The sequence below is a fragment of the Streptomyces sp. MBT53 genome (assembly GCF_016654115.1).
Classification (GTDB): Bacteria; Actinomycetota; Actinomycetes; order Streptomycetales; family Streptomycetaceae; genus Streptomyces.
Map to the genome: position 1 here is coordinate 1 of NZ_JAEQAZ010000204.1, position 15,136 is coordinate 15,136.

11 protein-coding genes are annotated in these 15,136 nt (G+C 69.9%); all 11 read right to left on the bottom strand.

The genetic code is table 11. From position 1 onward, the window contains the following. Window positions 1-158 precede the first annotated feature (158 nt). The 11 genes from JHN45_RS43095 to JHN45_RS43145 all read right to left on the bottom strand — a co-directional run bounded on the left by JHN45_RS43095 (window position 159) and on the right by JHN45_RS43145 (window position 15,063). A complete protein-coding gene (locus JHN45_RS43095) occupies window positions 159-1,505 on the bottom strand; it encodes a VWA domain-containing protein (RefSeq protein ID WP_200715064.1) in 1,347 nt (448 codons plus the stop codon). Window positions 1,506-1,604: 99 nt separating this feature from the next. Then, window positions 1,605-2,948, bottom strand: coding sequence for a PP2C family serine/threonine-protein phosphatase (locus JHN45_RS43100; protein ID WP_200715065.1), 1,344 nt, complete (start codon window positions 2,946-2,948; stop codon window positions 1,605-1,607). Then, window positions 2,949-5,510, bottom strand: a complete 2,562-nt coding sequence (locus tag JHN45_RS43105) for a serine/threonine-protein kinase (protein WP_200715066.1) — start codon at window positions 5,508-5,510, stop codon at window positions 2,949-2,951. 26 nt (window positions 5,511-5,536) lie between these two features. After that, window positions 5,537-6,868 (bottom strand): hypothetical protein, encoded by a 1,332-nt coding sequence (locus JHN45_RS43110; protein WP_200715067.1) that lies wholly within the window; start codon window positions 6,866-6,868, stop codon window positions 5,537-5,539. A 74-nt stretch (window positions 6,869-6,942) separates the two neighbouring features. Next, window positions 6,943-8,001: a glutamate ABC transporter substrate-binding protein gene (locus JHN45_RS43115; protein ID WP_200715068.1), complete on the bottom strand. Its 1,059-nt coding sequence runs from the start codon at window positions 7,999-8,001 to the stop codon at window positions 6,943-6,945. A 14-nt stretch (window positions 8,002-8,015) separates the two neighbouring features. Next, window positions 8,016-9,461, bottom strand: coding sequence for a hypothetical protein (locus JHN45_RS43120; RefSeq protein WP_307783351.1), 1,446 nt, complete (start codon window positions 9,459-9,461; stop codon window positions 8,016-8,018). Window positions 9,462-9,646: 185 nt separating this feature from the next. Continuing rightward, window positions 9,647-10,618 carry an N-acetylglucosamine kinase gene (locus tag JHN45_RS43125; RefSeq protein WP_200715069.1) on the bottom strand — a complete coding sequence of 324 codons (972 nt, stop codon included), beginning with the start codon at window positions 10,616-10,618 and terminating at the stop codon, window positions 9,647-9,649. Next, on the bottom strand, window positions 10,609-11,874 hold the full coding sequence (locus tag JHN45_RS43130) for a 6-phospho-beta-glucosidase (protein ID WP_201054804.1): 1,266 nt from the start codon (window positions 11,872-11,874) through the stop codon (window positions 10,609-10,611). The genes JHN45_RS43125 and JHN45_RS43130 overlap by 10 nt, the downstream gene beginning before the upstream one ends. Window positions 11,875-11,880: 6 nt before the next feature. Continuing rightward, a complete protein-coding gene (locus JHN45_RS43135) occupies window positions 11,881-12,774 on the bottom strand; it encodes a carbohydrate ABC transporter permease (protein WP_201054805.1) in 894 nt (297 codons plus the stop codon). A 2-nt stretch (window positions 12,775-12,776) separates the two neighbouring features. After that, window positions 12,777-13,718, bottom strand: a complete 942-nt coding sequence (locus tag JHN45_RS43140; protein ID WP_200715072.1) for a carbohydrate ABC transporter permease — start codon at window positions 13,716-13,718, stop codon at window positions 12,777-12,779. A gap of 7 nt (window positions 13,719-13,725) precedes the next feature. After that, entirely contained in the window at window positions 13,726-15,063 is a 1,338-nt protein-coding gene (locus tag JHN45_RS43145) for an ABC transporter substrate-binding protein (protein ID WP_200715073.1), read from the bottom strand. Window positions 15,064-15,136: the final 73 nt, after the last annotated feature.

Sequence of the window (15,136 nt, forward strand, 5' to 3'; positions counted from 1 at the left end):
GGGGAGGGGGCGGGGGTACGGCACCGGCCATGCGGTGACCGCAGACCTCGCACCAGTCGTCGGAACCCGACTGGTGTCCGTTCGGGCAGGTCGGCATGTCGGCTCGTCCCCCTTTCTCACAGGGTTGTTCTAGGTCTCACGAAGTTGTCTGGGCTAGGTCACTTCTTTACACGAACAGTCTTTGTGGACCGTGTTTCGAGGGTCATCTCGTCGGCCTCCGCGACCTTCGCCTTCAGTCGCACAGTACCCGCCGCGGCATCGACCACGTCCACCACCTTCGCAAGCAGTTTCGCAGTATCCGCGTTTCCGGAGACGCTGGCGAGCTGAACGGCCCGTCCGAGTTTGGCCGTTGCTCCATCGACATCACCCGATTTGCGAAGATCAAGCCCTTGCTGGATGACCTGCGCCAGTTCGGCCTGGCCGGTGTAGTGCGCGACCTGGGGGTTGATGGACGTGGAGGCCACCATGTCGTCGGTCCACACGGCCTTCACCAGCCCCTGGGCGCCCAGGTTCTGAGTGCTTCCGTCGGGCTGCGGGACGACCAGCGAGACCCGGGCGGCGAGCATCTCCTGGCCGATGCCGGCCTCGGGGACCTCGACACACACGTGGTAGTCGCGGGACTCGTCTCCCCAGGACCCGGTGGGGTAGTCCCCGGCGCGCGGGCCCGCCTCGGTGCGGCGGTCGGTCAACTCCTCGACCCTGGGCGCGACTTGCTTGACGAACTTGATGGCCGTGCCCACCGGCGTCCACAGCCGCAGCGCGACGTCCGCGACCTCCTTGCCCATCGCCGTCTCCATCATCTTGGTGAAGTCGGCGGCGAGGTTCGCCGGGTCGGCGACGATGTCGGCCGTCCCGAGCAGCGCGGAGGCGATCCCTGTGACTTCTTTCACTTCCCAGTCGGTGCCGACACCGCGGGCGTCACAGGTGAAGCGTCCGGCGCAGGCGTCGAGGGCGGCCTTCAGGTCCTCGGGCGCCTCGTGCTCGTTGCGCCCGTCGGTGAGGACGATGCCGTGGCGTATGGAGACGTCCGCCGAGGACAGCAGCCGGTCGGCGAGCCGCAGCCAGGTGCCGATCGCGGTGCCGCCGCCGGCGCTCAGCTTGCGCAGCGCCTGCTTGGCCTGGTCGCGGGTGGTGGCGTCGGCGACCGCGAGCCGCCCGTTGCCCGGATAGACCTCCTTGGCGATGTGCGTGCCGCCGATCACCGCGAAGTGCACCCCGTCGCGCAGGGTGTCGATCGCGGCGGCGGTGGCGTCCCGGGCGTTGCGCATCTTGGTCGGCGGGTAGTCCATCGACCCCGAGCAGTCGACCATGATCGCCACGGCCGCGTCCGGGCCCTGCCCGGGCGAGTACAGATGGGGCGCGGCGACCGCGCTCCCCACGGTGCCGCCGCCGGTCGAGGTCACGGTGACGATCGCGTTGACCTCACGGCCGCCCTCGGGCAGGTACTCGTTCTGGTACACGTCCACCGAGAACTGCGGCACGTTCGACTTCGAGAAATTGGCCATGCCTACTCTGATCCCCCTCGAGTGCCCCACCTGGATGGGGCGATGACTATGAGCGGACCGGTCCCCTCCGGTCCGAGACCGTCCCCGTTTCATGCGGCCTCAGCCGATTACTGCCCCTTGCGGCGGGGCCGGGAACGGCACGACGGCCACTGTTACGTTGTCGTGGCCCCCGCCGTCCAGCGCGTGACCGACCAGGACCTGGGCGCTGTGCAGTGGGCGGACCATGGCGTCGGGGGGTACGACCTCGGCCATCTCCTCGGCCGACTCCGCGTAGTTCCACAGGCCGTCCGTGCACACCACCACTACACCCGGCCGGTCCGGTTTGAAAGAAGCGGTGTGCGGCTCCAGTTCGTACGCGTCCGCGCCGAGCCAGCCGGTGATCGCGTGGGCGCGCTCGTCGGCGTAGGCCTCCGCCTCGCTCATCAGGCCCGCGGCGACCATCTGGGCCGCCCACGAGTCGTCCTCGGTGAGCCGGGCCGGCGGTGAACTGCGGTCCACCGGGATCCAGTAGGCGCGGCTGTCGCCGACCCAGCCGACCACCAGGAGGGTCGGCGTGACGACGGAGCCGACCAGGGTGCAGGCCGGCGCGTTCTGGTGCGGGGCGTGCTCGCGGGCCGTCGCGGGCTCCTCCGCGAGGGAGTTGACCGCGTGCGAGGCCGCGATGATCGCGTCGTGCATCGCCTGCTGTGGGTGCGTGCCCTGCGGCAGCGCGGCCAGCAGCGACTCCCCGGCCTTCCGCGACGCGGCCAGCGAGGCCGCGTCGGGCCGGGTCGCCGAGGACACCCCGTCACACACGACGGCGACCAGCGCGGGCGCCCCGTCCGGCAGCACGCACTGTCCTACGGCGAAGGCGTCCTCGTTGCGATGGTGGCGCAGCCCGCGGTCGCTGACCGCGGCGAGCGGGCCCGACTCCTGTTCCATGTGGTCGCGTTCGCGGGGCTGGGCGTGCCCGCAGTTCTCGCAGTAGCCGTCCGGGTCGACGCGGCCCGACCGGCAGGCCACGCACACCTTGGTGCCCTCGGCCGGGGTCCCCAGCTCGGCGGCGACCCGCGGGTCCGGCGCCTGCAGCGGGTACTCGTCGGGCTCCGGCGGCCGGTCGAACCGTACGCCCGTGGCCGGGGAGACCGGTGAACCGGTGGGCGGCAGCGGGGAGTCGGTCGGCAGCGGGGTGCCGCCCGAGTCGGTGCCCGCCAGGTCGGTGGGCAGATGGACCGTCGGCGCGGTCTCGGGGCCCTCCGGCTGGGGGACCACGGGCCAGTTCACGTCCGTGGCCTCCTCGGGAAGGAGCGATCCCGCGCCGTTCATGGTCAGCGTCGGGTGGTCGTCCGGCGGCGCGGGCGCGGCCGACAGGTCGTACCCGCACGCACCGCAGAAGCGGTCACCCGATTCGAGGGGTTCCTCGCAGCTCGGGCACGCGGACAGCTGGGGCATCTGGGACATCAACTACACCCACGTCCGGGGGCGGTAACGGTTGGCACGTTCCACCAGGTCGATCCTCTCCTCGCCGCCCCGCGCCAGCCGGGCCAGCGTGCGGTACGAACGCTCCAGGCCGAAGCGGAGTCCCCGCTCGTCCAGCTCGTTGCCGAGCAGCTCCGGCCGCGCCGGCGGCACGGAACCCTGGCCTCCGGAGAGTATCCAGTCGAGGGCGCAGCCGAGGACCTCGGCTGACAACTGCTCCCGCCGGACGGCGTCCAGACCGTATCCCTCCAGTGCTTCCACCTGTCCGGCGGACGCGGTCAGATCGTCCAGGAACGGCGTGTCGCCCGCCGTCGCGGTCCGCCGCCGCAGCCGCGCCCGTACGGCGGCCACCCGCGCGGCCGTGTAGTGGATGGAGGCCTCCGACACCGACTCCAGCGTCCGTACGGAGCCCGCGCGGTCGCCGGTCGCGAGCTGGACGCGGGCCAGGCCGAAGGCCGCGCTCACATAGCTCGGGTCGGTCGACCACACCAGGCGGTAGTACTCGGCCGCGTTGTCCAGCTGTCCCAGCACCTCGGCGCAGAGGCCGAGCGCCAGCTTCGGCGCGGGCTCGCCCGGGAAGGCGTCGTAGATCGCGTCGAAGGAGAGCGCGGCGGCCTCGTAGTCGCGGGTCGCCAGTGCGGCCACGCCCCGGTACCAGACCACCCGCCAGTCGTCGGGCCGCTCGTCCTCCAGCTTCGCGAGGGCGTCGAGCGCGGTGTACGACTCGCCGTTCTCCAGCCAGGCCCTGATCTGCCGCAGCCGGGTCTCCACGGACGGCGAGGGCGCGGACGCGAGGGCGCCGAGCAGTTCGGTCGCCGCGGTCGTCATCAGCCCGGCCAGGAAGCCCGCGTTGGGGTCGGTCGGGTCGACGTGCGGCACGGGCAGGGCGAGGGCCACGGAGGGGGAGTCGACCTGCTTGACGATGTCCGGGGTGGCACCCGCCGACCCGTTGGCCGACCCGTTGGCGGCGGCGGTGACGGCGGGAAGCGGCGCGGCGGCGGGCAGCGCGGCGTCGACGCGGGTGCCCGCCTTCTTCCGGGGCCGCACCACCCGCGCCCCCAGCAGCGACACGTCCCCGTCCAGCTTCGGGAACAACTCCGTGTCCGTGACCTTGAGTTCGGGACCGAACAAGGTGGACAGGGACGGCCGGGCGCGGCCGGTCTGCAGCGAGACGACCTCCCGCAGCACCCCCGTCAGCTGCTCGGCCATCTCCTGCGCGGAGGCGAACCGGCGGGCCGGGTCCGGGTCGGTGGCGCGCACCAGGAGCCGGTAGAACGACTCGTAGCGGCGGAACACCTCGATGTTGTCCGGGTCGGGCAGCGAGTCCACGAAGACGTTCGTGTAGCCCTGGAAGTCGAAGGTGAGGACGGCGAGGGTGCGGCCGACGGTGTAGATGTCGGACGCCACCGACGGGCCGACCTCCGCGACCTCCGGTGCCTGGTAGCCCACCGTGCCGTAGATGGCCGACTCCTCGTCGTCCATTCTGCGCACCGCGCCCATGTCGATCAGCTTGAGCTGGTCCTCGGTCTGGATCGCGTTGTCGACCTTGAAGTCGCAGTACAGCAGGTTGCGGCTGTGCAGATGGCCGAGCGCCTCAAGGGCCTCGATGCCGTACGCGCAGGCCTGCTCCACCGGCAGCGGATCACGCTTCCCGGTCTCCGTACGGCGGTCGTTGGCGATCTCCTTGAGGGACTTGCCGCCGACGTACTCCATGACGATGTACCCGTCCAGCGAACCCGTCCGCTGGTCCAGGTGCTCCACGAAGTTGTAGATCCGCACGATGTTCGAGTGCTCGATCTCGGCGAGGAAGCGCCGCTCGGAGATCGCGGCGGCCATCGCGTCCTCGTCGCCGGTGTCGAGGAGACCCTTGAGCACCACCCAGCGGTCGGAGACCGCGCGGTCCACGGCGAGATAGACCCAGCCCAGGCCGCCGTGCGCCAGACAGCCCACGACCTCGTACTGGCCGTGCACGACGTCACCGCCGGCCAGCTTGGGCGAGAACGAGTACGGGTTGCCGCACTTGGTGCAGAACCCCTCCGTGCGCCCCGGGCTGTCACCGCGCGAACGCCCCACCGGCGCACCGCAGTCCGAGCGCGAGCAGAACCGCTTGCGCTCGGGCACCTCCGGGTTCTCCAGCACCATCGCGCGCGGGTCGGGCCGCGGCACGTCCGGCACCTGCACCAGACCGACCCCGAGCCGGCCGCGCGTCGAGGACGCCGACGACGAACCGGAGCTGCGCACCGACACCGAGCGGCCCGACGACTGCCCCGACACCGAGCGCGAGAGCCGCCCCGACACCGAGCGCCGCGACTTCGACGACTGCGACGACGTACGCGAACTGCGGCTGCTGGACCGGGAACTGCTGCTGCCCGAACCCCGCGAGCCCCCCTTGCCGCCGGTCATCCCGGTGGGCGGCGAACCCAGCGAGCCGTTGGCGGACACCACCGGTGCGAGCCCGCAGGTGTCGCAGTACAGCTCGCCGCCGCCCATGTCCTCGTACGACCCCTCGCAGCCGGGCCGCTGACACTTCCGCTGTGCCTCACTCATGACCGACCCCGCTTCTCCCTCGTCACTCACGCGCCCGGCCCCCTCTGGTCCTCGGGACCGCCCTGCGGCGGGGTCCGGGGAGTGCTCAACTGCTCGGCGGCGGCGTGCTGGTAGCGCAGCACCGCCTGTTCGGCGACGCGCAGGTCGCAGGGCGCGCTCCACAGCATGCGGCGCGCCGCGTCGTACCGCTCGATGAGGAACGGGTCCTCCGCGAGGCCGTGCCGGGCGACCTTCGCCTTGTACGCGTCGAGCCGGCCGCGCAGCTCGGCACGGACCGCCAGCGGCTGGGTGACCGCCGTCAACGACTCGCGGGCGCGCAGCAGTTCGTCCTCGGCCTTCTGCTCCAGGGACTCCAGGAGCGGCGAAAGGCGGTGCCACTGGGCGTGTCTGCGGTACTCGGCGGCCGTCGACAACTGCTCCTGGAGCACGGTCGGCGGTCCGCTGACGACCGGCACCTCCGTGGCGGCGATCTTCGCGAGGACCTCACCGCGCGCGGTGCGCGCCTCGGCGAGTGTGCGGTCCGCGCGCGAGAGCACGTCCCGCAGCTTCACCAGCCGCGCCTCCGCGTCCTGCCGGACGGTCAGCACGGCGTCGATCTCCCGCCGCACCTCCTCCAGGGCGCGCGCCTCCCGGTCGTAGACCGTGGTGTCGGGCCGGCCGCCGCCGGGTGCCGAACTGCCCTGTGCCCGGATCCAGAAGGCCAGCGGGTCGGAGATGACCCGCTCGCGCAGCTCGGTCAGGGTGGTGGTGATGCGCTCCAGGTCGTCGCCCGCCGGGTGTTCGCCCGGGCGGACGCCGACGGAGTGGGCGAGCTGCCGGGTGCGCTGCAACTCCGCGGCCAGTAAATCGATCCGGGCGGGCAGCGCGGACCACACCGCGTCGGACGTGACGACCATGTCGAGAGAGGTCGCGTACAGGTCGTTCATCTCGTCGACCAGCGCGCTCAGCGAGAACTGATGGCTGAGCTTGCTCGAACCGCCCGTCAGCGTCGGGGCGTTGGCGGTCGCCGTGGTCGATCCGGCGACCGTCACGGACTCGCCGCGCAGCAGCTCGGTCAGCTCGACCAGATCCTCACGGTTGGACCAGCGGCGCCGGGAACGGATGCTCTGGGCGGCGTGGAACGCGTCCGTGTACGCGTCGAAGTACGCCCACAGCAGCGTGATCGACGCATCGGTGGTCGCCCAGCGCTCCTTGGTCGTGCCGGTGAGCTCGGCGCCTTCGAGGAGTCTGCGGCCCGCGTGGTCCTGCAGGGCGAGGAGCGAGGTCTCGATGGCCTCGTGCTCCGCGCCGAGCCGCGCCAGCGCACGGTCCACCTCGTCCCGGTCCATTACCGGCCCGGGGGGTCCCGTGACGCCCATCGATCACCTCTCGCTGCGTTGTGTTCCGTCGGTGGTCCGTGTCTGTGTCCGTGCGTCCGGTTGTTGACGGTCCGTCACTTGTACTTCGGTACGGGCGGGGTGGCCGACTTCGAGTCGGCGCCGAGGGTGGGCTGAAGCCATTTCGTGTACGACGCCTGCCAGCCGGTGGGGCTGGTGCGGTAGGTCTCCAGTATTCGGTTGACCCGCTGCACCAGATCGGTGGCCTTCAGGTTCATCGCCACGCCGTAGTACTCGGTGGTGAAGGGGCCGCCCTTCAGCTCCACCGTCGGGTCCTGCGCGGCCTGGCTGGCGGCGAGCGCGCCGTCGGTCACCACCGCGTCGGCCTCGCCGAGCTGGAGCTTCACCAGGCAGTCCAGCTGGTTGGGGACGGGGTCCATGATCTTGACGCTGGCGGGGATCTTGTTGCCCTTGTCGTCGTTCAGATGGCCGTTCGCCGTGGAGGAGTCCGCCGAGCAGACCCGCTTGTTCGCGAGGGTGTCGTTGTAGCCCGTGATCGACGACACCTTCGGGGCGAGGACCTGCTGGCCGGTGACGAAGTACGGGGCGGAGAAGGCGACTTTCCCGGCGCGGTCGCAGGTGATCGTCATGGTGCGGACGACCATGTCGACGCGGTTGTTCTGGATCGCCGGGATGCGCTCGTTGGTCGGGATGGCCAGGAACTGGATGCTGTTGTCGGTGTAGGCGCTGCCGAAGATGTTCTTGGCGATGGCCGTGACGAGGTCGATGTCGAAGCCCGCCAGGTCGCCCTTGGCGCTGTTCGGGTCGCGGTAGCCCCAGCGGTAGCTGTTCTGGTCGACGCCCACCCGCAGTACGCCGCGCTCCTTGATGGCGTCGATCGTGGCGCCCCCGGCGTCCGACGGGGGCGGGCTCTGGTCCTGGACGGTGCTGTCGTCGCACTTGGCGGCCTTGGCCTGGACGCCCTGGGCCGTGTGCTGTCCGCCGACGTCGGCGCCGGTCTCGCCGCGCGACTGGGTGAGCGGCAGCAGCAGCACGAACGCGACCGCGAGGACGCAGACGGCCGCCATCGCACCCACCCCGCCCCAGCCCTTCAGGCTGATCCGCAGGCGCCGTACAGCCCTCAGGCGGCGAAGAAAGTCATTGCGTGCTCGCATGGTCACGCCCCCTTTCACCGGTACTCCGACAGCCTGCGCCCGATGCCCAGCACGGCGCCGGCCGCACCGAGCACGGCGAGCACCGCGGCGCCGACGGTGAGGCCGGTCATGGCGTCCAGACCGTCACCCGCGGACCGCTGGAACTCCTTGGTCTCGTGGTCCAGCGCCGTCTCCAGCGAGGCGTCCACGGCCTGGAAGCACTCGGCCGTCGCGCCGTCCTTGCCGATGACACCGTCGCGGGCCGCCTGGTAGTTGCCCGCGTCGTTGTCCGAACTGACCTTGTTGTGGCGGGAGATCCACACCGTCATGGAGCTGTTGGCCACGGCTACGGGCTTGCGGCCCGCGGAGTCGTCGGCGAGCGAGTCGGCCAGTTTCAGGCCCTTGCCCAGCGCGGCGATCTCCTGGTCGTAGCCCCAGTCGTAGGCGTCCATGACCGTGCCGTTCGCGAGTTCGTGGGTCTCGGCGCCGCGGCTGACCAGCGTCAGGTTCTCGTCGCTGCGGGCCTTCAGGGAGGCGATGCGGGCGTCGTGCAGCACGTTGAGCGACTTGACCCCGTGGTCGTAGGAGTCGTTGAGGCCCGCGCGGGCGACGGTGTGGCCGACGACCACCCAGAGCAGGACGACCGCGGTGGTGGCGGAGGCGGCGACCAGGCCGTGGTTCAGCACCCGGTTGGTGCGCTGGTAGTTGCGCCGCTGGGCCCAGGCCAGTCCGCCGAGCGCGACGAGCCCGAGGGCGATCGCGAACCACGGGTACGGCGTCGCGTTCCCGTAGTCGGTGCTCAGCCGCGCGTTCTCGTTCTTGTAGAGCTTCTGGGCCTGCGGAAGCATCTTGTTCTGCATGGTGTCGTTCGCGGCGCGCAGATAGGCGCCGCCCACCGGGAAGCCCTGCCGGTTGTTGGCGCGGGCCGACTCGACCAATCCCTTGTACTCCGGCAGGAGTTCGTTGAGATCCGTGATGATGCCCGCCGACTCCGAGCCCGGGTCGGTGTTCGCGGCGGCCGTGACGAGCTTCGAGGCGGCCGTCCTGATGTCGTCCTCGTACTGCTTGCGGGTCCCCTGCGTCTCCTGCAGCCCCGCCAGATACCCGGTGGCCGCCATCGTGTTGGCGTCCGCGAGCGAGCGGTAGATGTCCGCCGCGTCCGAGCTGAGCGGCTGGCTGTGGTGGAGCACGTCGTCGGCCGCCGAGGCCCGGCTGTCGGTCTGCCAGGCGGTGACGGCGCCGAACGCGACCACCAGGAGGGCCAGCAGCGCGCCGATGGCCCGCAGCCGCCCCGGCTCGGTGGTGGCGGCCGCGCGCAACTGGTCGACGCCCTCGGCCAGCGCCGTACGGCGCGCGGGTGCCGCGTCCGGCGCACGCCGGGGCGTGGGCGCTCCCGGCCGGCCCGACTGCGCCGGCAACGCCGGCATCGTGGGCACGCCTGTGCCCGGTGGCGCCGTACTGCTCTTCGGCGGTTGTGTCACCGCTGACCTCCCCCAGGGTCATCCTGTCGGCGCAAGTATCGCCGCCAGGACTGACATTCCGCACGGGCCTTCACTGGATCTTGATCGGATCGCAGCGTGATGACCGGATTTCCGGCACCACACAACGCCCCCCACCGCCCCCTTGTCCATGAATACGCCGTGGGAATCTGTTCGGTTCCCGGGTGTCAGTGCTCGTAGTACCCCCGCGCCCGCACATGCGCCTCGGCCGGAACTCCCACGTGGTCGAGCCCCAGCAGCACCGAGCCGAGGACCGGCCGCGCGGTGACCACCGTCGCCACCGCCTTGGGTGCCCGGGCCGCCAGCAACTCCCTTATACGGTCGTCCAGTTGGGGATGCCGGGCGGCGAGGACGCTGCCGCCGAGCAGCACCGGCGCCTCCTCGTCGAGCAGATCGAGGCGGGTCAGCGCGACCGTCGCCATCGCCACCACCTCCTCCGCCATCCGGTCCACGATCGAACGGGCCACCGGGTCGCCGTCCGCCGCCGTCGCGAACAGCACCGGTGTCAACTCGTGCCGCCGCTCGTGCGTCACGTGTTCGAGATGCAGCGCCTCGATGAGGCCGTACATGGAGTCCAGGCCGAAGTACGCCGGGAGCGTACGCGCCAGGGCCGTAGGGCCGCCGCGGCCGTCCTCGGCGCGGGCCGCGTGCCACAGGGCCTCCTCCGCCAGGCCCCAACCGCCGCCCCAGTCACCGGAGATACGGCCGATCGCCGGGAAACGGGCGGTACGGCCGTCGGGCCGCATGCCGACGCAGTTGATGCCCGCCCCGCACACCACGGCCACTCCGCGCGGCTCGGGGATGCCCGCCCGCAGCACCGCGAACGTGTCGTTGCGCACCTCCGTGCTCGTGCCCCACCCGCGCGCGCCCAGCGCGGCGGCCAACTCCGCCTCCTCCACGGGGAAGTCGGCGTTGGCGAGACAGGCCGACACATGCTGGACCGCGCTCACCCCCGCGTCCGCGAAGGCCCGGGCGACGACCTCGGCGACCGCGTCCACGGCCGTCCCGATGCCCACGACGGGAGGCCGGAACCCGCCGCCGCGGGCCGTGGCGAGGATCTCTCCGTCGGCCGCCACGACCGCGACGTCGGTCTTGCTGTTGCCCGCGTCGATGGCGAGGACACTTGCGGTCAGGCCCACGCGAGGTGCTCCCGGTTGTGCGCGATCAGCTGGTCGGTCAGGGCTTCGGCGTACTCGTACTGGCCGATCAGGGGATGCGAGAGCAGCGCCCGGAACACCCGGTCCCGGCCACCGCGCAGCGCGGCCTCCAGGGCGAGGTCCTCGTACGCGGTCACATTCGCCATCAACCCCGCGTACAGCGGGTCGACCTCGGCCACGTCGAGCGGGGTGGCGCCCTTCGCGCCGACGGCCGCCTGCACCTCGATGACGGCGTCGTCCGGCAGGAACGGCAGCGTCCCCTTGTTGTACGTGTTCACCACCTGGTAGGGGCTCCCGCCCCCGCCGAGCAGCGAGGCGGCCAGATCCACGGCGGCCTCGGAGTAGTAGGCCCCGCCGCGCTTGGCGAGCAGCGCCGGCTTCTCGTCGAGCGCCGGATCGGCGTACATCTTCAGCAACTCACGTTCCATCTCCGCCACTTGGGAGGCCCGGGACGGCTTGGTCCGCAGCTCCCGTACGACCTCGTCGTGCGCGTAGAAGTACCGCAGGTAGTACGACGGCACGACGCCGAGCCGGTCGAGCAGCACCCGGGGCAGGCTCAGGTCGGCGGCGATGTCGTCGCCGAACTCGCCGAGCAGCTTGGGCAGCACGTTCTCGCCCTCGGGACCGCCGAGCCGCACACCGGTCTCCCAGGTGAGGTGGTTGAGGCCCACATGGTCGAGGTGCACATCGGTCGGGGTGACACCGAGGAGTCCGGCGAACTTCCGCTGGAAGCCGATCGCCACGTTGCACAGCCCGACCGCCTTGTGGCCGGCCTGGAGCAGGGCGCGGGTCACGATCCCCACCGGGTTGGTGAAGTCGATGATCCAGGCGTCCGGGTTGGTACGGCGGACCCGTTCCGCGATGTCGAGCACCACCGGTACGGTCCGCAGCGCCTTGGCGAGGCCGCCCGCGCCGGTCGTCTCCTGGCCGACGCAGCCGCACTCCAGCGGCCAGGTCTCGTCCTGCTCGCGGGCCGCCTGGCCGCCGACGCGGAGCTGGAGCAGCACCGCGTCGGCGCCCTCGACACCGGCGTCCAGGTCGGACGTCGTCACGATCTTCCCGGGGTGCCCCTGCTTGGCGAAGATCCGGCGGGCCAACCCGCCCACCAGATCAAGGCGTTCGGGCGCCGGGTCGACGAGGACCAGTTCCTCGACGGGCAGGGTGTCCCTCAACCGGGCGAAACCGTCGATGAGTTCGGGTGTGTAGGTCGAGCCTCCGCCGACCACGGCGAGTTTCATACGTGGTTAACCCTTCACTCCGGTGAGCGTGACGCCCTCGACGAACGCCTTCTGCGCGAAGAAGAACACGAGGATCACGGGGGCCATGACCAGCACGGTCGCGGCCATGGTGAGATTCCAGTCGGTGTGGTGCGCCCCCTTGAACGACTCCAGGCCGTAACTCAGGGTCCAGGCACCGGGGTTCTCGGACGCGTAGATCTGCGGCCCGAAGTAGTCGTTCCAGGCGTAGAAGAACTGGAAGAGCGCGACGGCGGCGATGCCCGGCCTGGCCATCGGCAGCACGACCCGCAGCAGCGTCTTGAACTCGCCGCAGCCGTCGACCTTCGCCGCGTCCAGGTACTCGTTCGGGATCGTCATCAGGAACTGGCGGAGAAGGAAGATGGAGAAAGCATCTCCGAACGCCATCGGGATGATCAGCGGCCACAGCGTCCCCGACAGGTCCAACTGCTTCGCCCAGAACAGGTACATGGGGATGATCACGACCTGCGGCGGCAGCATCATCATCGAGATGACCAGCATCAGCGACAGATTCCGGCCCCGGAAGCGGAACTTGGCGAGCGCGTACGCCACCGGGATCGACGACACGACGGTCAGCACGGTGCCGAGACCGGCGTAGATCAGCGTGTTCTTCCACCAGGTGAGGAAGCCCGGGGTGTCGAAGACCTTGCGGTAGTTGCCCCACTCCCAGGTGTGCGGGATCAGGTCGCGGCTCAGGGCCTGGCTGTCGCTCATCAGCGAGGTCAGGAACACGAACACGAAGGGGAGCGTGAAGAAGAGGGCTGCGGCGACGCCGAGCGAGTGGACCGCGACCCACTCGATGAGCGCCTTGCGGCGGGCGGTGCGCTCGGCGGGGGTCACCGACGCCCTCAACTCCACGGGCTTGTCCAGTACTTGGGCCATGGTCAGTCACCTGCCAGGTTGAGTCCGCCACGGCGCCGCATCAGGAACGCGGTGAACACCATCGACAGGGCGAACAGGACGAGTGCCACCACGCAGGCCGAGCCGTAGTCGAAGCGCTGGAAGCCGAGGTTGTAGACGAGCTGGGGAAGGGTGAGCGTGGACTTCTCCGGGTAGCCGGGCTCGAACTGCGTGCCCGCGCCCTGGATCACACCGGAGGCGACCTTCCCGGCGATGAGTGGCTGTGTGTAGTACTGCATGGTCTGGATCACGCCGGTGACCACGGCGAACATCACGATGGGCGAGATGTTCGGCAGCGTGACGAACCGGAACCGCTGCCAGGCCGAGGCGCCGTCCAACTCGGCCGCCTCGTACTGCTCCTTGGGTACGTCGAGCAGCGCGGCCATGAAGATGACCATGAGGTCGCCGATGCCCCAGAGGGCGAGCAGGGTGAGCGCCGGCTTGGACCAGGTGGGGTCGTTGAACCAGCCCGGGGCCGGGATGCCGACCTTCTCCAGGATCGAATTGACGGGCCCGGTACCGGGGTTGAGGAGGAACGCGAACGCCATCGTGGCCGCGACCGGCGGGGCGAGGTACGGCAGGTAGAAGAGCGTCCGGAAGACGCCCGTCGCCGTCTTGATCTTGGTGATCAGCAGGCCGACGCCGAGCCCGAACACGACCCGCAGCGAGACCATCACCACGACCAGCCACAGGGTGTTGCGCATCGCGGGCCAGAAGTACGGATAGTTCTTGAAGACGTATGTCCAGTTCTTCGTCCCCACCCACGTCGGCGGCTTGAAGCCGTCGTAGTGCATGAACGAGAAATAGACCGTCGAGATCAGCGGATACGCGAAGAAGACCGCGAAGCCGATCAGCCAGGGCGACATGAAGGCGAGTGTCCGAAGCGCCGACCTGCGGCGCTTCGACGCCAGGGTGATTGTGCTCATCTCGCCGCTACTTCGCCTGCGCGATGTCCGTGTCGATCTGCTTGGCCGTGCTCTTCAGGGCCGAGTCGAGATCCTTCACCTTGCCGCTCTCGTAGTCGTATCCGAGGTTCTGGATCGTCGTCAGATACACACCGCCGTTGATCGAGGCGGGACTTGTCGTCGAGTACTGGTTCGACGCGATGTCCAGGAACGTCTTGAAGCGCGGGTCGTACTTCAGCTTCGGGGACTTGAGGGCGGCGAGGGTGGAGGGCACGTTGTGGATGCCGTTGGAGAAGTTGACCACCGCGTCCGTGTCCGTGGTGATGTACTTGACGAACTCCCAGGCGGCGTTCTGCTTCTTGCTGTTGGCGGCGATCCCGGTGATCGTGCCGGTGATGTAGCCCTTGCCGTACTGGGCGACCTGGTCGTCCGGGACGGGCAGCGGGGCAACTCCGATGTCCAGCTTGGGATTTGCGGCCAGGGCCATCCCGAGCCGCCATTCGCCGTCGAGCTGCATCGCGACCTGGCCGGTGTGGAAGGGGTGCTTGTCGCCCCACTCGTCGCCGAGGGTGGAGCGGTAGCTCTCCAGCTTCTTGAATCCGCCGAGTTCGTCGACGAGCTTCTTCTGGAGAGTGAATCCGGCCTTGAACGCGGGGTCCGTGGCGAGCGCCGAGTTTCCGCTCTTGTCGAAGTACGTCGGCGAGAACTGCGCGAAGATGTGCTCGGTCGTGGTCTCCCAGCCGTGGTAGTCCGGCATGAACCCGAGCTGCGAGTACGTGTCGCCCTTGGTGATCGTCAACTTCTTCGCGTCGGCCTCGAATTCGGACCAGGTCTTGGGCGGGCTGGTGATGCCGGCCTTCTTGAACTCCGTCTTGTTGTAGTAGAGCCCGTACGCGTCGCCCAGCAGCGGTGCCGTACAGCGGTTCCCGTCGAACTGGGTGTACTCGTTCATCGCCTTCGGGAACGTCGTCTCCGGGTCGATGCCGTCCTTCTTGAAGAAGGGGTTGAGATCGACCAGGGCGCCCGAGGAACAGAACTTGCCGACATTGTTCGTCGTGAACGACGAGATCACGTCGGGGGACTTGCCGCCGCCGGTGCGCAGTGCCTGGTTGATCTTGTCGTCCGTCATGTTGCCGACGACGTTCACATGGATGTTGGGGTGCGCCTTCTCGAACCCGGCGACCAGCGACTTCACGGCGCTCAGCTCGGAGGCCGCGCTCCAGGCGTGCCAGAAGTTGATGGTCACGTCCTTCGACGCGTCGTCGGAGGCACCGGACGAGGACTGGCCGGTACAGGCGGTGGCGAGGAGGGCGAAGGAGGCGGAGGCGGCGAGCGCGACAGCCGCTTTCCGGGACGTTACGGACATCTTCCGGGATGTTCCGGGCATGACGAGGTCTCCCAAGGGCGGGGCGGGGCGAGGTGGTTGGGGAAGCCGGGTG